At 61.7% G+C, this 18,672-nt stretch carries 23 protein-coding genes; 11 read left to right on the forward strand and 12 right to left on the reverse strand.

Annotation, left to right across the window (positions count from 1 at the left end):
* Nucleotides 1–519 precede the first annotated feature (519 nt).
* On the reverse strand, nt 520–1,107 hold the full coding sequence (locus LF252_RS07565; protein ID WP_226268973.1) for a recombinase family protein: 588 nt from the start codon (nt 1,105–1,107) through the stop codon (nt 520–522).
* Between the two features lie 985 nt (nt 1,108–2,092).
* Here LF252_RS07565 and LF252_RS07570 point away from each other — a divergent pair.
* The 4 genes from LF252_RS07570 (at nt 2,093) to LF252_RS07585 (ending at nt 8,900) form a co-directional block, all read left to right on the forward strand.
* Nucleotides 2,093–2,980, forward strand: a complete 888-nt coding sequence (locus LF252_RS07570) for a T9SS type A sorting domain-containing protein (protein ID WP_226268974.1) — start codon at nt 2,093–2,095, stop codon at nt 2,978–2,980.
* 301 nt (nt 2,981–3,281) lie between these two features.
* Complete coding sequence (locus LF252_RS07575) at nt 3,282–3,578, forward strand: hypothetical protein (RefSeq protein WP_226268975.1); 297 nt, start codon at nt 3,282–3,284, stop codon at nt 3,576–3,578.
* 381 nt (nt 3,579–3,959) lie between these two features.
* Nucleotides 3,960–5,300: a DNA/RNA non-specific endonuclease gene (locus tag LF252_RS07580; RefSeq protein WP_226268976.1), complete on the forward strand. Its 1,341-nt coding sequence runs from the start codon at nt 3,960–3,962 to the stop codon at nt 5,298–5,300.
* Nucleotides 5,301–5,339: 39 nt separating this feature from the next.
* Nucleotides 5,340–8,900 carry a beta strand repeat-containing protein gene (locus tag LF252_RS07585; RefSeq protein ID WP_226268977.1) on the forward strand — a complete coding sequence of 1,187 codons (3,561 nt, stop codon included), beginning with the start codon at nt 5,340–5,342 and terminating at the stop codon, nt 8,898–8,900.
* A gap of 399 nt (nt 8,901–9,299) precedes the next feature.
* Here the strand turns inward: LF252_RS07585 and LF252_RS07590 are convergent, their stop codons facing one another.
* Both LF252_RS07590 and LF252_RS07595 read right to left on the reverse strand, forming a co-directional pair.
* Entirely contained in the window at nt 9,300–9,614 is a 315-nt protein-coding gene (locus LF252_RS07590) for a hypothetical protein (protein WP_226268978.1), read from the reverse strand.
* A gap of 59 nt (nt 9,615–9,673) precedes the next feature.
* Entirely contained in the window at nt 9,674–9,883 is a 210-nt protein-coding gene (locus tag LF252_RS07595) for a hypothetical protein (protein WP_226268979.1), read from the reverse strand.
* A 476-nt stretch (nt 9,884–10,359) separates the two neighbouring features.
* On the opposite strand from LF252_RS07595, the gene LF252_RS07600 reads away from it, so the two are divergent.
* Nucleotides 10,360–10,575, forward strand: a complete 216-nt coding sequence (locus LF252_RS07600; RefSeq protein ID WP_226268980.1) for a hypothetical protein — start codon at nt 10,360–10,362, stop codon at nt 10,573–10,575.
* A gap of 496 nt (nt 10,576–11,071) precedes the next feature.
* Here LF252_RS07600 and LF252_RS07605 read toward each other — a convergent pair whose 3' ends face one another.
* The 6 genes from LF252_RS07605 to LF252_RS07630 form a co-directional block, all read right to left on the reverse strand.
* A complete protein-coding gene (locus LF252_RS07605) occupies nt 11,072–11,371 on the reverse strand; it encodes an SRR1 family protein (protein WP_226268981.1) in 300 nt (99 codons plus the stop codon).
* A gap of 31 nt (nt 11,372–11,402) precedes the next feature.
* Complete coding sequence (locus LF252_RS07610) at nt 11,403–12,740, reverse strand: hypothetical protein (RefSeq protein WP_226268982.1); 1,338 nt, start codon at nt 12,738–12,740, stop codon at nt 11,403–11,405.
* 261 nt (nt 12,741–13,001) lie between these two features.
* A complete protein-coding gene (locus tag LF252_RS07615) occupies nt 13,002–13,388 on the reverse strand; it encodes a hypothetical protein (RefSeq protein WP_226268983.1) in 387 nt (128 codons plus the stop codon).
* 118 nt (nt 13,389–13,506) lie between these two features.
* Nucleotides 13,507–14,073, reverse strand: a complete 567-nt coding sequence (locus LF252_RS07620) for a hypothetical protein (RefSeq protein WP_226268984.1) — start codon at nt 14,071–14,073, stop codon at nt 13,507–13,509.
* Nucleotides 14,066–14,404: a hypothetical protein gene (locus tag LF252_RS07625; RefSeq protein ID WP_226268985.1), complete on the reverse strand. Its 339-nt coding sequence runs from the start codon at nt 14,402–14,404 to the stop codon at nt 14,066–14,068. The genes LF252_RS07620 and LF252_RS07625 overlap by 8 nt, the downstream gene beginning before the upstream one ends.
* 27 nt (nt 14,405–14,431) lie before the next feature.
* Nucleotides 14,432–14,809: a helix-turn-helix transcriptional regulator gene (locus tag LF252_RS07630; protein WP_226268986.1), complete on the reverse strand. Its 378-nt coding sequence runs from the start codon at nt 14,807–14,809 to the stop codon at nt 14,432–14,434.
* A 132-nt stretch (nt 14,810–14,941) separates the two neighbouring features.
* On the opposite strand from LF252_RS07630, the gene LF252_RS07635 reads away from it, so the two are divergent.
* The 3 genes from LF252_RS07635 (at nt 14,942) to LF252_RS07645 (ending at nt 16,037) form a co-directional block, all read left to right on the forward strand.
* On the forward strand, nt 14,942–15,298 hold the full coding sequence (locus LF252_RS07635) for a hypothetical protein (RefSeq protein ID WP_226268987.1): 357 nt from the start codon (nt 14,942–14,944) through the stop codon (nt 15,296–15,298).
* Nucleotides 15,264–15,569, forward strand: a complete 306-nt coding sequence (locus tag LF252_RS07640) for a hypothetical protein (protein ID WP_226268988.1) — start codon at nt 15,264–15,266, stop codon at nt 15,567–15,569. Before LF252_RS07635 ends, LF252_RS07640 begins: the two co-directional genes overlap by 35 nt.
* A gap of 177 nt (nt 15,570–15,746) precedes the next feature.
* Nucleotides 15,747–16,037 carry a hypothetical protein gene (locus LF252_RS07645; RefSeq protein ID WP_226268989.1) on the forward strand — a complete coding sequence of 97 codons (291 nt, stop codon included), beginning with the start codon at nt 15,747–15,749 and terminating at the stop codon, nt 16,035–16,037.
* Between the two features lie 23 nt (nt 16,038–16,060).
* Here LF252_RS07645 and LF252_RS07650 read toward each other — a convergent pair whose 3' ends face one another.
* From LF252_RS07650 to LF252_RS07660, 3 genes are read right to left on the reverse strand one after another with little or no spacing between them, the layout of a single operon-like run.
* Nucleotides 16,061–16,375, reverse strand: a complete 315-nt coding sequence (locus LF252_RS07650) for a hypothetical protein (protein ID WP_226268990.1) — start codon at nt 16,373–16,375, stop codon at nt 16,061–16,063.
* An 11-nt stretch (nt 16,376–16,386) separates the two neighbouring features.
* Nucleotides 16,387–16,677 carry a hypothetical protein gene (locus LF252_RS07655; protein WP_226268991.1) on the reverse strand — a complete coding sequence of 97 codons (291 nt, stop codon included), beginning with the start codon at nt 16,675–16,677 and terminating at the stop codon, nt 16,387–16,389.
* Between the two features lie 31 nt (nt 16,678–16,708).
* Nucleotides 16,709–16,966: a hypothetical protein gene (locus LF252_RS07660; protein ID WP_226268992.1), complete on the reverse strand. Its 258-nt coding sequence runs from the start codon at nt 16,964–16,966 to the stop codon at nt 16,709–16,711.
* Nucleotides 16,967–17,017: 51 nt separating this feature from the next.
* Here LF252_RS07660 and LF252_RS07665 point away from each other — a divergent pair, with 51 nt between their 5' ends.
* The 3 genes from LF252_RS07665 (at nt 17,018) to LF252_RS07675 (ending at nt 18,562) form a co-directional block, all read left to right on the forward strand.
* Nucleotides 17,018–17,293 carry a hypothetical protein gene (locus LF252_RS07665; RefSeq protein ID WP_226268993.1) on the forward strand — a complete coding sequence of 92 codons (276 nt, stop codon included), beginning with the start codon at nt 17,018–17,020 and terminating at the stop codon, nt 17,291–17,293.
* 454 nt (nt 17,294–17,747) lie between these two features.
* Nucleotides 17,748–18,161: a hypothetical protein gene (locus LF252_RS07670; protein ID WP_226268994.1), complete on the forward strand. Its 414-nt coding sequence runs from the start codon at nt 17,748–17,750 to the stop codon at nt 18,159–18,161.
* Nucleotides 18,161–18,562 (forward strand): hypothetical protein, encoded by a 402-nt coding sequence (locus LF252_RS07675; protein WP_226268995.1) that lies wholly within the window; start codon nt 18,161–18,163, stop codon nt 18,560–18,562. The genes LF252_RS07670 and LF252_RS07675 overlap by 1 nt, the downstream gene beginning before the upstream one ends.
* The last annotated feature ends 110 nt before the right edge of the window (nt 18,563–18,672 follow it).

Below are 18,672 nucleotides of genomic sequence, written 5' to 3' on the forward strand. Positions count from 1 at the left end.
CTTGCGCTCCTGGTAGAAGTAGTCCACCGGTGCCGGCACCACTGGGGGCGGCGCTGGCCCGCCACAGACCGTAGCCAGGATAAAGCAAAGGCTGCCGAACAGCAGAACGATGTAACATCTCATAAGCTGAGGGTTTGGTTTTGGGTTGATTGAGGCCCAAAACTGCCACCCCCTGCCTCGGTCAAAAAGGACAGTAAACCTGATGTATTTTCTACAGATGTGCTAACTGATCTGATAGCTTTGCTAGTGTAGTTTCCCCCTGTGCATAGGATTCAAGCAAGGCTGTTTGCTGCTCCGTAACGGGTTCAGCATATTGACCGGATAGGGTTATCAGGAGTGCTACAAACTCGATACGAGCTTGTTCTGTAGTAGGAGGAAATGGATGCTCCGCTGCCCAAGTAGAGAGATGGTTATTCATCCTACTAAAATATCGCAGGGTGAAAACGGAAGCTATCCTGATAAAATGGTATTTGACTCAAATAAATACTGAAACTCAACTCGTAATAGTACTGACCTGAATCACGAGCAAGGCTCTGATAGCAGCTTGCCTACAGTGGTCGGTGAAAGCCCCAGGGCGGTGGCAATGGCCCGATTGCTTATACCGGTGGCCTTGAGCCGCAGCACGTGCTCACGATGACCATCAGCTGATGGCCGGCCCAGCACTTTGCCATTGGCCACTGCTTTGGCTAGGCCTGTTTTTGTTCGCTCCCCCTGCCGCACCCGTTCCTGCTTGGCAATCGTGGCCAAGATACCGATGATGGCATCCTTGAAAATGCCGGTGCTGTCCAGATACTGCTCGGTAAAGGATAGAAATTGTACGCCGGCAGCCGAGAGCTTCTGCAGGTAGTTGAGTGTCTCGACCACGCCCTCACGGCTGAAGCGGTCCAGAGCCCAGAATATCACCACGTCGAAGCGGCGCTGGTGCGCATCCAGGAAGAGCCGCTGAAACTGCGGCCGTTCCGCTTTGCCACCCGACTCCTGGTCGGTGTACTCCTTGTAGATAGTGTAACCCTTGCGCTCCGCGAAGGCCCGCAGCTCACGTAGCTGGTTCTCGTTATCCTGACCTTTGTCCCGAGTGCTCACCCGGGCGTAGATAGCGGCTGTCATATCCCAAATCTACCAAACATCTAGTCAGCAACTGGCTACTTACTCGCATCTCCCTCCAACTTTCACACACCAAAATGTGTAGTTTTGTTAGTCAATCATTTCTAGTATCGTTCAAAGTATGAGGCTTTTTACTTATTGGTTATCGTGTGTTGTTGCTATACTACTGCTCAGCTGTACCAGTGTGGCATTCGGGCAAAGCTGGCAATGGGTTGCGGCAGCACCCGCAACAGATACCCGTGGCAGTTCCGTGCGGGTGACGGCCTTGGATAGAGACGGCAACATTGTAGTTGCCGGTACGTTTTCGGGTACGCTTACGCTGGGCAGCAGCACCCTCACCTCAACGGGGGAGGTAGAAGGATTTGTGGCCCGTATGAGCCCGGCGGGCGCGTGGCTGCAGGCCAATGTCATCCACGCCCAAAAAGGTGGATCAGTCTTTCCGCGAGCTATAGCGGTGGATGCCAGTAATACAGTTGTGGTGGGGGGAGACTTCAGCGGGCCATCCATCACCTTTGATACTCGTAAGCTTTCCAACACGGATCTGGCCATCGGCTCCGTTTCCACGGATATTTTTGTCGCCCGACTGAGCCCCGCTGGAGTCTGGACGCAAGTAGTGCAAGCCGGCGGAGTTAAGGCAGATTACCTTACTGAGCTCACTTTGGATAGAGCCGGAAACGTGGCCGTGGCGGGAAACTTCTTTAGTATTCCCTGCCGGTTTGGTTCCCTAAGCGTCACGAACATTGACGATTCCAAGTACCCTACAGGGGATTTCTACGTGGCCCGGTTAAACGCGGCTGGCACATGGACGCAAGCAGTCAGCGCCGGCAGTAGTGGCTCAGAATTAGCAGTCGGTCTTACTGTTGAACCAGATGGAACCCTGAATGTACTCGGCTATTTTACTAGCTATTACCTGCAGCTGGGAAACACCAACATGATGTCTAATATCGGCACCTTCTTTGGCAGCCCGGGTACGTTTCCTACCCCGTTTATGGCAAAACTAAGTACAGCGGGAACGTGGACCCAATCCTTTGCCGTACTGGGCACGAATAGCATCGTACCCACTGCCATGGTGGCGGATACTAACGGAGACCTGCTAATTACGGGCCTTTTCTACGGTACGGCCCGCTTTATGGAACCGCCCCTGTCCAATGTAAATGCTCCGTACGGCACATCTACTACGGCTGACGTGTTTGTCGCACGTTACAGCAAATCGGAGGGCTGGAATATGGCCGTACGGGGCGGCGGCCGTGGACATGAAAGTGCTAGCAGCATTGCGCTGGATGCCCAGGGCAACATTCTCATCGCCGGTACTTTTCAGGGAGCTACGACAACTTTTGGGGCTTTCACCCTCACGAATTCAATGGCCCCGGCTGGGACAGACCTGAGCGGTTCGGCTGATATCTACGTGGCCCGCCTCAGCCGAGCCGGTCAATGGACGCAGGTATTAGCGGCCGGTGGGCAAGGTTCGGACACAAATTCAAGCATCCTGACTGATCCTACTGGTGCGGTAGTCATTGTTGGAGGTGATTTTGCCCCTCCGGCCTCGTTTGGCTCACTTATCCTTACTTCCGCCTCATCTGTTTCGGGCGTGGGCTACGTTGCCCGCGTAGGCGGACTCCCACTCCGGTCTTCAGGCCAGCAGGCTACGGCATCGGTACGCCTTGCCCCAAACCCAACACAGCGGTACACGACGCTCACTTTACCAGCCGCAGCAACCACCCAGCGCATCGAGGTATTGGATGCCCTGGGCCGGTTGGTACGCACCCAAACAGTGCCTGCCCTGGAAACAAGCACGCAGCTGGATGTGCTGGGCCTGAAAGTAGGCGTGTACTTCGTACGCTCTGGTAGCTCCACTGCCAGATTGCTGGTAGAGTAAATGGCTTGTGCTAATGCGTCCGCGTAGTCCTGCCCGAATAGTGGCCGTTTTCCAAAAAAGGCTCGGCTTCTGAGTACGAATGACTGTCCAGAAAAGGGTATCAAAAACGCCCCCGAAAAACCGCGTTTTCGGGGGCGTTTTCATGTCCGGTCAGACTGTCCGTAAACCGTCCGTTTTCTGGACATGTTGACTGAACCCTCATATAGGTAGTAAATGATGTCACAATTTGGCAGACAGTAGCCTTGCTCTTCCTTTCAGTTGCGTGGATCTTGGATTGCTCATCCACCTCTTTTCCACTGCTATGAAAAAGCTTTCTTTCTCAGTCCTGGCCGCCTTGCTTCTGCTTGGAGCAACTACTCACCTGCAGGCCGCTGAAGCCACTGGCCGCACGGAGCAGGCCGCAAGCAATGCCGACTATCATCGTGGGGTGATTTATGGTGGGTACGTGCGGTCCGCCGCCGTTACCAACGATGATTTGATCGGTCCCTATGAAACGGCGCAAGCCGAACGTACGGCAGCCGCTCAGGCTGGGGATTGGAATGCATTTGACTACTGGAGCGGTTACATTGATGGCCTAGGCCCGGTACTGCTACCCTAACGCAGCAGCCGCCTACTCACCAAAAAGCCCCCTGCCCCGGTTATCTACTCCGGGCAGGGGACTTTTTGGCGGATAGTGACACCTAGAGGGATGCACGCCCCTAGGATGAGCACTTCTTCAACAATCGCCACAGGTGATATACTGGAACTACCTACGTAGCACTGGCAAAGGCTAAACATCGCCCCCGCTTTGTGGCAGCAGCACGGCAGCTGGCGAAGAACACCTCGTTGTACGAGCAGCCAGACTGCGTCAGCCTGGCTCACTTGTGTTTCCGAATTGTTATCATCCCATAGCCCGTTCTGGCGCAACTGCAAAATCTAGCTAGCTTTAAGGCTGCGAAACACTTGTTCTTCGCTAAGTTCTTTCCTTTCAGTCTAGTTGATGCACTCCTCTACGCTCCCCCGGGCCCTCGGCATCCCCCTGCTGCTGGCCTTGACCGGATGGCTGGCCCCGAACGCCCGGGCCCAGACGACCACCACGGAATCATTTGATTCCGGCACGAAAACCACCTACCCGGCCGCCGCCGTCACGCTGGGCACCGGCTCCTGGATCTTCGACGACGCCGTACTCGGTGCCGAAGCTCAGGACCACCGGGCCGGCACCCAGGCGGCCCGCCTCCAGCAGCGCGGTACGCTTACGATGGACTTTTTCCTGCCCGATGGGGCTAGTACCGTCACCGTGCAGCACGCCGCCTACGGCACGGATGCCACCGCCGCCTTTGAGCTCTGGTACCAGACGCAGGGCTGTCCCGACTGGGTGCGGGTAGGCCAGCCGGTGGTGGCCACCGGCTACGCCCTGCAGACGGCTTCCTTCGCCGTGGATGTGCCCGGTAGCTTACGCTTCCAGTTGCGAAAAGTCAGTGGGGGAGCCGCCCGCCTCAACCTGGACAACTTTACGGTCGCCGGCTACGCGACTTCGCCCCCGCCCGTGGCCACGGGGGATGATCAGCACCTGACCATGGGCAACCCCAGCGGGGCCGTAGCGGATGTGAACCAGCCGACCAACTACCTGTTGGAAAAGCCCCAGTACGCGCTCAGCTATCACCGCGACCAGGGCAAGCCCAACTGGGTCAGCTGGTACCTAGCCCCCAAGTGGATTGGCTCCACTGCCCGCCAAGACAACTTCCGCAACGACCCGACGCTGCCCGCCGGTTGGTACCAGGTCGGGGGCAGCAGCTATTCGGGCTCCGGTTTCGACCGGGGCCACAACTGCCCCTCGGCTGACCGTACCAGTTCCGTGGCGGACAACTCGGCCACGTTCCTAATGACCAACATGATTCCCCAATCGCCCACTAACAACCAGCAGACCTGGGCGGCGCTGGAAAACTACGGCCGCACGCTCATCAACGCCGGCAATGAGCTCTACATCATTATGGGCTCCTACGGCAAGGGGGGCAGCGGCGTCATCCGCGTGAGCGGCCAGCCGGACCGGCCGGTGTACGCCGAAACCATCGACCAGGGCCGCATTCAGGTGCCCAAGCGCGTCTGGAAAGTGATTGTGGTGCTGCCCATGGGTACCAACGACATCAGCCGGGTAAACGCCGGCACCCGCATCATTGCCATTGACACGCCCAACGATAACGGCATGACTTCCAACTGGGGCCAGTACCGCACCACGGTCGATGCCATCGAGGCGGCCACCGGCCTTGACCTGCTTTCGGCCCTGCCCGTGAGTGTGCAGCAGGCAGTGGAGGCCCAGGTTGATAATGGTCCCACCAACTAAGGCCGCGGCTATTTCCCGTCCCGTTTTTCTGACTTTCCCATGCGGTCTTCTACCTTTCGCTTTCTCTTCCTGACCCTCTGGCTGCTGGGGCAGCTGGGCCTGAGTGCCCGCGCCCAGACGCCCTACGCGCTAAGTAACGGCGCGTACTCCGAAAACTTCGACCAGATCGGCAACTGGACCACCAATTTTGCTTCCGGCACCGGGGCGGCCACGTTCGGCGTGGCCACCCCCAGCCCGACGCTACCCAACCAGAACACCGTCTTTAGCACCGGCAACGGCGGCGGCGTGCAGAAACTCACCGGCTCCATCGTGCTGCTGGCCACCGGCTCCACCGACAATAGCGCCGCGGCGGCGTTCGATCTGAGCCTGGACTTTAGCAACACCACCGCTGGCACGCTGACTGTGGACTGGGCCAGCGTGGCCAACTCAACCGGTAACCGCCAGTCCACTTTCAAGCTCCAGACCAACACCGGCACCAGCGGGGCCTGGGTGGATCTGCCCGGCTCCAGCGTGGTGCTCACCAACAATGTGGCCACCAACGGGCAGCTTACGGCCCTGGCCCTGCCGGCGGCCTTTGACAACAAGCCCACGGCCAAAATTCGCTTCTATCTGCAGAACACGGCCGGCGGCACGGGTACCATTACCGGCTCCCGTCCCAAGGTCAGCCTGGATAACCTTAAGATTACGGCCACCGCAACTGGCATCCCGGCCGCGCCCACCATCACGACCGGTACCATCGCCGGCAGCCCCTTCTGCGTGAGCGGCAGCGGCGCAGCCGTTTCCGTACCATTCACCGTTACCGGCGGGCTCACCGGCTCGTTTGCCGCCCAGCTTTCCGATGCCAGCGGCGCCTTTTCCGCCGACCTGACTCGGAACCTGCTCGGCACTGGCTCGGCCTCCCCCATCGCGGCGACCATCCCGGCCGGCACGGCCGCGGGTACGGGCTACCGCATCCGCGTGGTGCACGCGGCCTCTTCTACCCTGGGTACCGCCAACACCACGGACCTGATCCTGACGGCCCCGCCCGCCAGCATTACCGTTACGCTACAGCCGGACGGGCCGCAGAGCCTGACTACTACCGGCGCGGGCACAAGCATTGATGCTTCGGCCACTGCGGCCTCCACCTTTACCTGGGCGTACAGCACTAGCAGCACGGGTCCCTTTACCACCACGATCAGCGGGGCCACCGCGGCCAGCTATACGCCCAAGGGCGCGGACTTCGGCGCGGTGGCCGGCACCTATTACCTCGTCGCCCGGGCCACGAGCACCTGCGGGAGCGTGACCGGCACCAGCACCCCGGTTACCATTACCGTAAGCGCGCCCCCACCCACAGTTTCCGCTACGCCTAACCCGGTACCGGACTTCGGCAACGTAGCCGTGGGCGCCGCTTCGCCCCCCAAGACCATAACCTTGACGGGCAGCAACCTATCCGGCAGTGTAACGCTGAGCCCACCCGCCGGCTTCCAGCTGCGTGCCGGCTCGACCGCCTTCAGCTGTGCCACCCTCTCGCTCGCACCCACCGGCGGCAGCCTCTCGGCCACGGTTGAAGTGCGGTTCGTGCCGGCGCTGGCGCAGGCCACCACCGGCAGCATCACCGTCGCAACGTCGGGGGCCAGCTCCCTGCCCGGTATTCAGGTATCCGGGACGGGCATTGCCCCGGTTTATCCGCCCAGCCTGCGCACCGCAGCGACTACCGCCGTGACGGCGACCACCGCCACCAGCGGCGGGGAAGTGCTCGAAGACGGTGGCAGTCCGGTTACCGTGCGCGGGGTGGTGTACGCCACCACCGAAGCCCCCACTACCCAGGACGAGTTCACCCAGGAGGGTAGCGGAACGGGTTCCTTTACCAGCCAGCTGACCGGCCTGCAGCCCAGTACCACTTACTACCTGCGCGCCTACGCCACCAATGCCCAGGGCACCAGCTACGGCGAACAGGTCAGCGTGACCACGCCGGCCGTGGTCCTGGCCGTGGAGCCGACCCAGGCCAGCACGCTCACGGCCACTACCGTGGCGCCCACCAGCGTGACGCTCAGCATCAGCGGGGGCAACGGGGCCAAGCAGCTGCTGGTGGTCACGCCCGGCCCAGCCCTGTCGTTCCAGCCCACGGACGGGACCACCTACGCCGCCGATCCCGCTTTCGGTCAGGGGGACCAGCCTACGCCCGGTACCTACGTCGTGCTGGCCGGCAACGCCTCCACGCTAACGGTGACCGGCCTTGCGGCCGATACGGAATACACGTTTGCCGTCTTCGACTACAACGATAACGCGACCAGCGGGGCGGAGAATTACCTACTCACTCCTCACGGCGAGCTGACGCTCTCCACCCCGGCCCCGCCGGCCGGCCTGCTCCTGGCCGACAACTTTGACTACCCGGCCGGGGACCGGCTGACCGACCATGGCTGGACGGCCCACAGCGTCCCGGGCACCAATGCCATCCTGGTTGCCGCACCGGGTCTGAGCCAGACCAGTTACACGTCGACGGCCGCCAACCGTCCCGCCGCCGCCAATGCCGCCGCTGCCCTAACGGCTTCGGGTGAGGACGTGAACCGGACCTTTGCCAGCCAGGGGGCTGGCACGGCCGTGTACGCCTCCGTCCTGGTCAACGTGAGCAGCGCCTCCACTGCGGACTATTTCCTGCACCTGAGCCCCGACCCGGTGGCCAGCACCTTCCGGGCCCGGTTGTTTGTGCGCGCGGCGACTGGGGGCAAGGTCCAGTTCGGCGTATCCGGCAGCGGCACTACGACCCAGTGGGACCCGGCCTTCTACGAGCTGGGCACTACTTACCTGCTGACCTTGCGCTACACGTTCGGGCCCTCTGGCACTGAAACCCGCCTGTACGTGAATCCCGGGCAGAGCGAGCCCGCGACTGCCAACGCTACCAGCACGGAAGCGGCCAGCTCGGCTCCGGCCAGCATCGGGGCTGTCGCCCTGCGCCAGGGCTCCAACACGTCGCCTCTGCAGCTGGACGGCCTGCGCGTGGCCAACAGCTACGCAGCGGCCCGGGCCTTTGTGGCCCCCGCCGGCCCGCTACCCGTCACCCTGACCCGCTTCGACGTCCAGCGGCAGGCCGGGGGAACCGTGCAGGTAACGTGGGCGACGGCCCAGGAGGTGGGTGCCCAAAGCTTCCAGGTGCAGCGCAGCCTGGACGGCCGCACTTTCTCGACCGTCCTGACCCGGGCGGCAGCCGGCACCAGCAGCCAGGCCCGCCAGTACCAGGCCCTGGACGCATCGGCCCCAGTGAGCCAGCTTTATTACCGCTTGGAGCAGCAGGACCAGGATGGCAGCCGGCACTACAGCCGCGTTGTTGCCGTGGGCCCGCTGGGTAGCAGCGCGACGGCCGCGCTTACCGTAGCTCCCAATCCCGCGAGTCCGGACCAGCCCCTGACGCTAACTGTTACCGGCCGCGCTGGACAACGCCTGGCCCTGCAGGTGCTAGACAATGCGGGCCGGCAGCTCGCTACCCAGCCGCTGCTTCCCGCTACAGATCAGGCGCAGCTACCCGTGCGGCTGCCTGTTACCCTGCCCGCGGGCACGTATGTGCTGCGCCTAATCGGCCCCGGTGCTACCCCGCTGCACACCCGCCTGGTACTGGTCCGGTAGGCTGACAGGAAATCCGCTTTCACGAGAACGGCTACCCAGATTGGGTAGCCGTTCTACGTTTTGCGCTAACCCGAAACTCGCCCGGATGCCATTAAGGCTAAAAGCCGGGCAAAGACCCGTCCTTGCACTTGCTCCCCTGGCATCCTTCAGAGAATGCCTGCGCCATCGGTCTGCCGTCATCCATTGCCATTGAAAAGGCACAGTAGCGAACTCAAACGTCTGAGCAGCGCATCCACATTCGCTCCGCCGAATTCCTTTATTGCCTAACGGCCTCGTCCTCCCCGTTACCGGCGCCGGTAACGGGGAGGACGAGGCCGTTAGGCAGAGAGGCTGCCCAGTCCTCTGTTTCGGACAGATACCAGCTATCTACTTGCCTTTTCTAGCCTACTGGTTCGCCTGCTACACGTAGGCTGGCAGAATCGGCGTAGTGGTGGGGGGCGCAAAGGGCATTGTCTTCGATTGCTTGACCGTGTTCCACAGCGTAGTGCCCGAATTCAGTAAGCCCGTCGCGACACTACCCGCCGCTAGCAGCTTCTCCCACACGGACCCCGACGAGGACGCCGGGGCTGGACTGGGCTGATACACGACTTGGGGGGCCGGCACGTAGCGGGGCGGAGCCGGTGCGGCGCTCCGGGCGGGCGTCGCTGTCTGGCGAAGGGCGGCGTAGAGAATCAGGCCGATGCCGCCCATGAGAAGCAGGTCTTTTTGCTGCATATAAGAGGAAGAAAAGAATGAAAAGCCAGCGTAACTTCCGTGGTGGCCAATGCCAAGCCCTACTCCACGGGCTGCTGGTAGAGGCCCGGCAAGCCGAAGTGCTGATAGAACTGCGTGACCTGCCCCACCGAGAGGCGGCTGCGTCCGTGAATGCCCACCTGCTCGCACCACACGCGCAGGGTATTGCGGTGCAAACCGTATTCGCGGGCTAGTTCATACTTGAATTTGGCGCGTACTGGCAGACTTGCCGGGGCCACAGAGCAGATCATAGAGCAGAAATAAGGCGGACGTAACACTGGAAGCGGCCGCCAGTACCGGCCCCGTTACTGGGCCGATACTGGCGGTTCCCTTCACCCTGTGCTGGACCCGGCAAGCGCCGATCTAGTAGCCGGCGGGTGGCCGCAGGCCCCCGCTGCCTGGCGCTACATGTTCTTCTGGTACGCGCCTCGCGGAAAGCAGGAAAGTGGGCCGGGACCACACAGGGGTTCACCGGGCCCCGACGCGAAAGAAGAGGCGCGCAGAAGGACTCGGCCAGCAGTGGCAGCCGCTACCGCTCGACTCGCCGCGCTTGCCTAGCACAGTGCCCGAAAGGTGGCGGGTGCGGCTTCGGCGCTGTGCGAAAATGCTGGATAATGCCTGGAAATAGTCTAGTATTCTGGTAAAAATGCTAGTATCTTGCATAACGTGCGCCGCACCCCCACCCGGCCGTCTCGTGTCATTTTGCCACTTTCTCTTCCCATTACTCGTGCAGCAACTCACTAGCCAGACCACCATGGGGGTGCGCCCCAAATCCAAGAAAGAACTCGCCCAAGAGTACGACATCCATACCGGCACCATTGCCCGCTGGTGCCAGAAACTTGGCATTCACACCCACGGCCGGCTTACCGTACACCAAGTATTAGCTTTCTACCAGCATTACGGCCTCCCGGGCCAGTACGAGATGAAAATTCAGCTCTCCTAACTGGTTGATGGGCTGTCGTAGTAGCCAGTAGCGGCCAGTAGCGGTACCACAACGGCCGCTACTGGCCGTTACGCTATTGTAGAAGTACTGGAGGGCTGCGAGCCCTCGGCCGTAGGGATATGTATCCCTACAGCCCACCACGCGGTACAGCACTGATCTGCCAGCAGAACCTTTCGGTCCCCACCTACTTGGTTGGTTCTGACCAGACAGAAAAAGATGCGCAAGGAGGTAGCTAAGCAGCCGTTTACCGGGCCACTACTGGCCCGCTACCGGGGGCTGCAGCTGGCAATACCCTGCCAGGCCATAGCGCTTTCCGGTGCAGTTTGCCCTACACTGTGTTCAGGAGGCCGCGCGCTTCGGCCGTGACTGCCCGTAGTTCTTCCTGTGCCAGGGACGGTGGTAAGGCCTTCACGCAGGTGGTACATGTGCCGGGCTTTGCCGAGTGCGTGCGCCTCGTCGTCGTGCAGGGCCACTATCTGGTCCAGCTGCGGCACGCTCATCGGGTCCAGGTTCCGTTTTCCTTCCGGCAGTACTCGGGCCGGCCGGCCGTGAGGTTTTCGTAAATCACGCAGCGGGCCACTTTCGCTCCCAGCTTGTCCACCAGTTTGCGCAGCCCTGCCAGGCCATAGCGCGCGGGGTCGGCTACGGCAAAGCGGCCACTGCTGTCGAAACTGTAAAAGTCCATCTGCCCGGCCTGGCCTGGGTTCACGTGGCTCCAGTACACGCGAGCCTTCCAGAGCGCGGTGTTTTTGAGGTGTGCGGGCCCGGTAGTCGGGCAAGCGGTTGTGGGTACCATGGAGAAGATTGGAAGAGTAAAGCGGCTGGCCTTAGAGCAGCGCCAGCACACGTTTGTTGAGTTTATCGGTGCCCAACTGGCCAGCCAGCTGATCGAGTCGAGCAATGTGCTGCTGATAAAGTGCGGCGAAGCTGGTGGCCTTGATGCGGGCCGCGAGGCGTAGGGGCGTTTTCTGCCCCCGATCCAGCTTGCGGCGCAGCGTAAGCTCCCGAATAGCCTCGGCTACCGCTTTGTTAAGCTGGCTGAGCTGGTAGGCTTTACGGTCAGCGACCAGCCAGGCGATGGTACCCCGGAAGCCTTTCGCGTTTTCCGCGTCGAAATAGCCCTTTCCCTTGATCATCTCGGCCCAGGGCATGCCGGCTTTGTAGCGGCCCTGGTGGCGGGCGAAGTGCAGCTCGACTAGCTCCAGACGGCGCAGCACGCCCCGGTGGTAGGCATCGTAGTTAAAGTGCGGGTCCTGAAAGCCAGCGTACACCCCACGCAGTATTGCCTGCTGGGCCAGCTGCTGCTGCTGCTCGTTGAAGCGAATGCCCGGGTAGACGCAGGCCTGAGCCTTGAGCCAGGCCTCGGTGAGGTACCCGGCGTATTTGGCCTGGTTTTCCCCCACTGCGGGCCACTTATCCACCGCCGGCGGCAGCGCCGGTTGCCGGCCGCCGCCGCCGCCAGTGCCCCATTCCGACGCGTGGGGCCCTTTTCTGCCCGCCTGGCGACCCTCCGTTTCCGGAAAGGGTCTTTCGGCCTCATCGTCCGAGGCATTTTTTCCACACCCACCGATTTCATATTTCTGCGTTTCTGGAAGGTCAGGAAGCTCATTAACCGGAAATTTTGTACCGGTTGTGGCATCTTCCGCGCAGCTTGTTGCCTGCCCAACAGCCGGCTCATCGAGCATTTCTGGGGGATTCTGGGCGGGTTTCAGAATGAAGTCGGGGTTGATCCACAATTCAAAGCTGCGCTGGCGGCCATGCCACTTTTTGCGCACGATAAAGCCAATGTCGATAAGCTGGGCCAGGTGGGTGCGCATCGTGCGCTCCGTAAGGCTGCGCTTCTGCATGAGCTGGCGAGCATCCACCAGGATGCTGGGCAGCAGCAGTTGGCCGGTATCGGTGCGGTGCGCCTGCAGCAGCAGCGGCTGCGCAAGCAGTCGCTCCACGGTGCGCCGGTACTGCTTGAGCAAGGCCTCGCCAGTGGCTTTGCCGCCATCGGTCACGGTGCGCCGGCCCCGGCGCACAATGGTTTCTTGCACCCCAGCCCGGGGTCCTCGCGTGATGCAGCGCTCGACCTGGATGCGTGGCGTTTGATGCCAGAGGGCGTCGACGCGACGGTGCCAGTACAACAGGCAATTACCCAGAGAAAGAAGTTGAACGGACATAGAAAAAATAGAGAGCAGAACGCGGGGTAAAAGTGGCCGTAGCGGGCACCGGGGGGCGGGTATTCCCGTCCAGGCCGCTACGAGCCGGGCTGCTAGCTGGCAGACCCTCCGTGCCCCCAGCCAGCGCGAGCTGGCCCGGTTTCCATCGTTCGTTCCCACCCGCTGGGGAACGGTCGGCTTCGCTCGCCCCGGTCAAAAACAGGCCGGGGCGCGCCGATGGAGGCAGTGTACAACTAGGTGTGGGCGGGGGAAATGGTCGACTTAGCCTCGTTCGTGGATCTGCAGGTACAGCCCATAGCGGCCGGGAATCGGCTGGCGCGTATCCTTTGTTTGTAGCTGGCTGCAGCTCACCCCTAACCGGGTTGTGCGGCTATCCTCGAAACGTAGTAGCCAGTTGTTGCGCGAGAGGAAATCCTTGATTTCGGGCATAGCCCCACTCACGCGAATGCTAAAATGCTCGATGGCGGAACCCCGGTTGCCGTAGGGAATGGGCTGAATGCTGCCCGAGCGATTTTCCGGCAACTCCTCCCACATCTTCAGCACATCGCGCTTGGCAATGCTTCCCGAAGCCGTCACATCCAGGCCGATGGGCTTGCGGCCGGTAGCACCTGGTTGTACTGGGGGTGCTTTACCGGCCGCTACGGGCATTCGACGGGTTCTGGGGGCCTTGGACCGGTCTGGCGAGTCCCGTACCGGGCACTGGCCTGAGGGACATATACCCTCCCCGCCGCAGTGCGGGCAGGCGGCAAACCAATTAGTAGTCGTCTTAGCCATTACGCGGCCCTCCTTCCTGGACGCTGCGCATACGTGCATAGGCCTGTTCCTCCCCGGCTTGATGCGCAAGTCCCAGCAACGTTTCTATCACTTGGTACCCAATGCCGATTTCTGGAGTACCCGCACTATCACGACGGAAGAAGAGCACCTGCAGAAAAGCAGCGTACTTGAGCAGCCCTGCTTTATAGAACGGCCAAGCAAAGGATGAAATAGAAAACTTCACTCGTTGGATGGGCAGCCACGAGGACTGACGGGACTTTAGAAAGCTGCGCAAATCGAAGGTGAGGTACGCTTGAACGTCGGCTTCTTCGCGCTCCAGCGTCTCATCGTTGATTTCCCCTTCCACCTCTAGGTCTTCGCTGGTATATAGGCCCGCCTCGTAGTACACAAGTAGGGCCGCCCCCAGCGCAGCGTAATCGCAGAACATGGTTTCCACCAGCTGCTCCTGCTCGCAGCCGCCCACGTTGTGGATGGCCGCGGGATTTTCCCGCACCTCGGCTATATCCCTCTCCCAGAGCTGAAAGATGCCGGGCGTTTCGCGGTCTGCTCCCTCAGCCATTCGACATCCCTCCTTCCCGTAGTAAGCCGGTAACGGACTCCAGGCGCTCCGTGAGCCGCTGCTCACTGGCAAGCAGTACCTGCTCCTGCTCTAGGAAGCGGCCGGGGTGCTGGCGAGCCACCGAAAGCAGAAAGCGCACGGAGTCCAGCTGCTCACTGAGCTGGCCTTGCTCGACAAGCAGTTGGGGGCGGCGCACGCTGGTACGCGGGCGCAGGTGCTCCAGGCCGAGCAAGTGTATGGGCTGCTGGTATTCGGCCAGCAGAAAGTCGCGGAAAGAGCGCGGAGGGCCGGCGGCAGGCCGGGCCGTGTAAAGGGCGTAAGTAGCGGGCATGGGTAAGAAAGGGGCGTGACAGATAGATCAGTTACGCGAGCGGGTCGCCCGGGCCGGCGCGGGCGCGGGGGCGGCCGCGCCCAGATTCAGGGAACTCAGGTCGAAGTCCAGGCCCTGGCCGAAGGCGGCCAGCGCCGGCCAGGGAATGCTGGGCTGAGTGGGGCTAAACCAGTAGGCCTGCAGCGTGATGGTAGCGCCTTGCCGGCCGGCCTTGCCCTTGTGCAGCCAGCGCTGCACGGTGGCCCGGCTCACGCCGCAGTGCTCCATGACCTGCTCAATGCTCAGCAGGCGGGGCAGCGGCGTGCCGCCGGTGGGCAGCGCCTGCTGCAGCTGCTCCAGGCGGGCGAGCAGGGCCTGAAAGTGCTCGGCAATGAAGCCGGTAGAGGCAATGTCCGTGAGGTGCATGAAGTGGTGGAAAATAAGGGTCGTACCAGCGGCGGCCGGCCGCCGCGCGCCCGTGATAAAACCCGTGATAAGAGAGGTAGCAACACGCGTGCGTGCTCTGTCGTAGGGAGGATACTTTGCCCCCGCCTTGCTATGGATCTATCGCTACTGCCGCGCCTTCAACAGCTGCACGCTGAGCTGGAAGCTCTTGCCTGCTCGCCCACCAGCACCAGCGTGCTCTATGCCATCCGGCGCGAGTTGCTGCGCTACTACCGGCAGATTCCGGTATTCGACCAAAAAACCTGGCCGGCCTCGTTCCAGCGCGGATTCGTGCACGAGCAGGCGCTACTGGCGGCCGCCGTGCCGTTTCCAGCCCCAAGCTTGGAGCAGCAGATTGCCGCCGTGCACCAGTCCCTGCACATGCTGCGCCAGACGCTGCAGTACCCTTCCAATCCACTTTATGCCGCTGCCCGCCATGCCCGTATTGGAGCCCAACCGGCCAGCCGCTGAGCTGCTGCCGCTGCTGGTCGTTGCCCGGCAAGCCTCGCTGGTGGAGCAGATCACCCAAGGCACCCACCTGGAGCAGTTGCTGCTGGGCGTCTACCAGCGCGAGTGGCTGGGCCATGTACGCGAGGCCCGGTACCTGCCCCTGGCCGGCTACGATCAGCCGAAGATTGAGCAGGCACTTGCCCAGCTCGAAATCCTGCGCCGGCAGGCCCACGCGCTCAGTTGGCAGCAGCAGCGAGAGCAGTTGCTGGCCGTAGCTGCCCTGCTGCGCTAGGCGGACCAGGTCTGCTACCCACCCGGGCACACTCGGGCAGTCTGCCCCATCGCAGGCGACCCGGCTAGCAGCCCGTATCGCCGAGAGAAGGGGTGCACCGAACCGATTGCTTCCCTGCTTGTGAAGCTCGACCATATCCTGTATATTCAGCTTGGTCGCTCTTCTGCCTACTCCCCTATGCACCTGCCACACCTGCTGGAGCACTTGCCTCACCTGCAACAGCTGGCGCAGGCTCCCACGCTCACACCCGAGGAATTGCAGTTGCTGGAAAGCAGCCTGCAGCGTGCGCTGGAAAATATGGCCACCTACCGCCTGGTGTCGGCCACTCCCCTGCAACTGCAGGAATATTTTTACCTGCTGGATGCCTACGCTCGGGACATGAGCTGGCAACACATGGGAGCCCGGCAGCGCCTGGCCCAAGATGCCCTGCGGCTGTGCCAGGCCCTGTGTCACCTGCCAGTTAGCTGAGTGGTAATACCGGTGTACCATCCTCAGGCCGCTTTTGGCAACAGCAGCTGAAACTCGCGGCGGCAGTCGGTCCAGTCGATTTCCCGAATGCCGCTGGGCAGCTCGGGCACGAGCAGCACCTCCTGGTGGGTGGTGCCCTCCTGCCGGGCCGTGCGCAGCTCCGGGGGCATGGTGCCGCGCACGTACACGGTGAGGTGGCCCTGCTGGTAGCTGTAGCCCAGAATGGGCTCGGGGGCGGGCACCAGAGCGGCCCCTTCCGGGAGCTGCTGCACGCGCACGCGCTTGCCGGTGCGGGCATCGGTGAGGGAAATCGGCGGAAAGAATAGCTGTTTGGACATGGCCGGGGCAGTTAGGCACGCGTGGCGGATTCGGGAAAGGCGGGGGCCTCGGTGGCCGTGGCCGTGACCAGGCGCAGCTCCCCGCGCAGGGCCGCCCGGCGCTGCTGCTCGTAGCGGCGCACCAGCGGGGTTTCCTCCCGGTACTGGGGGTGCGTGGCGTCAATTTCCTGGCAGCGGCGCTCCAGCTCGTCCAGGGACGTGAGCATGACCACGGCCGGGGGCAAGAGCGTAGTGGTCAGGCGCGCTAAATCGCGCAGGCACGGGCGGCGGGCCGGCTGCCGGGGGTCGGTGTTGAGGTGCATAGCAAGCGAAGGGTATAGAGGGAAAAGTGGACTACTTCTCGAATAAGGTGGCCGGCGCGTGCTCCGGGCGCAGGTGCGCGGGCACGGCAAACTCGGGCAGGGAGTGCTCCACCAGGGCCAGCAGGTCGGGCAGGCAGGCCACTTTGCCCTGCTTGACGTGCGAGAGGCGCGTGGAGGCCGAGGCGTACTGCTGGCCATAGCCGGCGCGGATGGCCCGGTCCACGGCGAAGTGCGGCAGGTCCTCGCAGACCAGCGCCAGGAGGGCATAGTATTTCTGCTTTTCCGTCATGACAATGGGGAAAAAGAGTAGATTTGAAACGCGTATGTATGTCTTTGCCCGATGGCGGTAGCCCCTGCCCTGCTTCTTGAACTCCAAGCCCTGGGGCAACGCCTCATGGAAGCCACGGAGGCCGAGGAAGCAGATGGCCGGGGGCCCCTGGATGCGGCGCAGCGGTTCTTGTTTACCTACCTGCCGCAGGAGCCCGCGGTGCCCCACCGGGCCGACGAGCTGCTGGAGCTGCTGGCTCCCTCGCCCCACGTGCATCACTCGTGGGCGGGGCAGCGGCAGCTGGTACTGGAGGGGCTGACGCTGCTGCACCAGGTGTGGCTGCGCTAGACCGGGCGGCGGCGCGGGCTTCGGCCAGCGGCTCCCAGCTGCCCAGTAAAAAGGCTACATCCACCACATCGCGCACGAGCAGACGGCCCGTGCCGGCCGCATAGGCCCCCTGCTGCGCCCGCAGCTCCAGCGTTTTGCGCCCCGTGCGGGTCTGATGCTGGTAGATAGCCAGAAACACCTGCTGGCCCGGGTTGATCCAGGCCCCCTGCACGCCCACCGAGCCATCGGGGGCGAACAGTTCGGTGCTGACAAAGCCATGTTCCCGGAGCACGGCCTTGACCGGCTGGCTGAACTGGCGGATGGTATCGGGGCAGTACGGGGCAAGGTCTTCCATCGTGTTTGGACGATTTGGCTGCCGGTTGCTTTACTTGGGCAGCGAGTACGTACAAACATACGTGCAATTGTCTAAAAATAGACAATTGTCCAGAGAAATAATTTCCAATTGCTCACAAATATGAGCCAAGAGACTATAAGTCAGCGCCTTTCAATTCTCATCAAGGCTTTAGGTCTGAATCCTAGAAGCTTCAGCGAGAAATTTGGTGTGAATGAGGGCACTACCAGAGGATATACAACTAGAGGTTCTGTCCCCAATGCTGACTACATAGCTACACTTCTCCGAGCAATTGAGCATTTGAACCCAGCTTGGCTCCTACTCGGCCGTGGCGAGATGTTTCTCGATGGATCGGCCGAGGTGCAGGTGGTGGATGCGAAACGCGGGGGTGCGCTGGCGGAGCTGGAGAAGGAACTTGCTACCGTACGCAGGGAGAATGAGCAACTGAAGGCACTCATAGCCGCGAAGGATGACCTGATTGCGGCTAAGGAGGAAGTACTAACGCTGCTGCGTAGCTCCAAAAACTTACGCAGCTGATGGCAACTGTTCAAAAGCACAGATTTGATGTCTGGGCATCCAACCTTCTGTTCCTGGCCTTTGGCCTGAGTGTCCTGATGAACTATCTGCGGCATACGGGTTACTTCGCCCCTACTTTGCAGACCAAGGACTATATCATGCTATACCTGATTTCTCCTGTCCTGCTGGTGGCGTACTACTACATCAGGAAGGGCTTCCGCGAGGCGAAAACGTTAGTCCTTGCCCTCTGCGGTGTTACTCTCCTGAATACTCTCACCAGTTCGCACAACTTCATATCCAGCGAAGACCCACTCAAAACCTTCGATTTCCTTTCGCAACCACTGCTGTACCTAGCTGCCAGCATCCTGCTACTTCTAAGTTTGTGGTCGTTTCGGCGTTCCAGTACTGCACATGAAGCATAGTTTACACTCTCTCCCCAAGCAGCCCAAGGCACTCATAGCCGCGAAGGATGACCTGATTGCGGCGAAGGAGGAGGTGCTGGCGTTGCTCCGTGGGGGGCATAACCGGCCGA

The organism is Hymenobacter pini (assembly GCF_020421205.1).
Classification (GTDB): domain Bacteria; phylum Bacteroidota; class Bacteroidia; order Cytophagales; family Hymenobacteraceae; genus Hymenobacter; species Hymenobacter pini.

Bases quoted from the DNA above. Each gene is read 5' to 3' on its own strand.
- LF252_RS07565 (WP_226268973.1), bottom strand. From the start codon at position 1,107: ATGACAGCCGCTATCTACGCCCGGGTGAGCACTCGGGACAAAGGTCAG.
- LF252_RS07570 (WP_226268974.1), top strand. From the start codon at position 2,093: ATGGCAAAACTAAGTACAGCGGGAACGTGGACCCAATCCTTTGCCGTA.
- LF252_RS07575 (WP_226268975.1), top strand. From the start codon at position 3,282: ATGAAAAAGCTTTCTTTCTCAGTCCTGGCCGCCTTGCTTCTGCTTGGA.
- LF252_RS07580 (WP_226268976.1), top strand. From the start codon at position 3,960: ATGCACTCCTCTACGCTCCCCCGGGCCCTCGGCATCCCCCTGCTGCTG.
- LF252_RS07585 (WP_226268977.1), top strand. From the start codon at position 5,340: ATGCGGTCTTCTACCTTTCGCTTTCTCTTCCTGACCCTCTGGCTGCTG.
- LF252_RS07590 (WP_226268978.1), bottom strand. From the start codon at position 9,614: ATGCAGCAAAAAGACCTGCTTCTCATGGGCGGCATCGGCCTGATTCTC.
- LF252_RS07595 (WP_226268979.1), bottom strand. From the start codon at position 9,883: ATGATCTGCTCTGTGGCCCCGGCAAGTCTGCCAGTACGCGCCAAATTC.
- LF252_RS07605 (WP_226268981.1), bottom strand. From the start codon at position 11,371: ATGGTACCCACAACCGCTTGCCCGACTACCGGGCCCGCACACCTCAAA.
- LF252_RS07610 (WP_226268982.1), bottom strand. From the start codon at position 12,740: ATGTCCGTTCAACTTCTTTCTCTGGGTAATTGCCTGTTGTACTGGCAC.
- LF252_RS07615 (WP_226268983.1), bottom strand. From the start codon at position 13,388: ATGCCCGTAGCGGCCGGTAAAGCACCCCCAGTACAACCAGGTGCTACC.
- LF252_RS07620 (WP_226268984.1), bottom strand. From the start codon at position 14,073: ATGGCTGAGGGAGCAGACCGCGAAACGCCCGGCATCTTTCAGCTCTGG.
- LF252_RS07625 (WP_226268985.1), bottom strand. From the start codon at position 14,404: ATGCCCGCTACTTACGCCCTTTACACGGCCCGGCCTGCCGCCGGCCCT.
- LF252_RS07630 (WP_226268986.1), bottom strand. From the start codon at position 14,809: ATGCACCTCACGGACATTGCCTCTACCGGCTTCATTGCCGAGCACTTT.
- LF252_RS07635 (WP_226268987.1), top strand. From the start codon at position 14,942: ATGGATCTATCGCTACTGCCGCGCCTTCAACAGCTGCACGCTGAGCTG.
- LF252_RS07640 (WP_226268988.1), top strand. From the start codon at position 15,264: ATGCCCGTATTGGAGCCCAACCGGCCAGCCGCTGAGCTGCTGCCGCTG.
- LF252_RS07645 (WP_226268989.1), top strand. From the start codon at position 15,747: ATGCACCTGCCACACCTGCTGGAGCACTTGCCTCACCTGCAACAGCTG.
- LF252_RS07650 (WP_226268990.1), bottom strand. From the start codon at position 16,375: ATGTCCAAACAGCTATTCTTTCCGCCGATTTCCCTCACCGATGCCCGC.
- LF252_RS07655 (WP_226268991.1), bottom strand. From the start codon at position 16,677: ATGCACCTCAACACCGACCCCCGGCAGCCGGCCCGCCGCCCGTGCCTG.
- LF252_RS07660 (WP_226268992.1), bottom strand. From the start codon at position 16,966: ATGACGGAAAAGCAGAAATACTATGCCCTCCTGGCGCTGGTCTGCGAG.
- LF252_RS07665 (WP_226268993.1), top strand. From the start codon at position 17,018: ATGGCGGTAGCCCCTGCCCTGCTTCTTGAACTCCAAGCCCTGGGGCAA.
- LF252_RS07670 (WP_226268994.1), top strand. From the start codon at position 17,748: ATGAGCCAAGAGACTATAAGTCAGCGCCTTTCAATTCTCATCAAGGCT.
- LF252_RS07675 (WP_226268995.1), top strand. From the start codon at position 18,161: ATGGCAACTGTTCAAAAGCACAGATTTGATGTCTGGGCATCCAACCTT.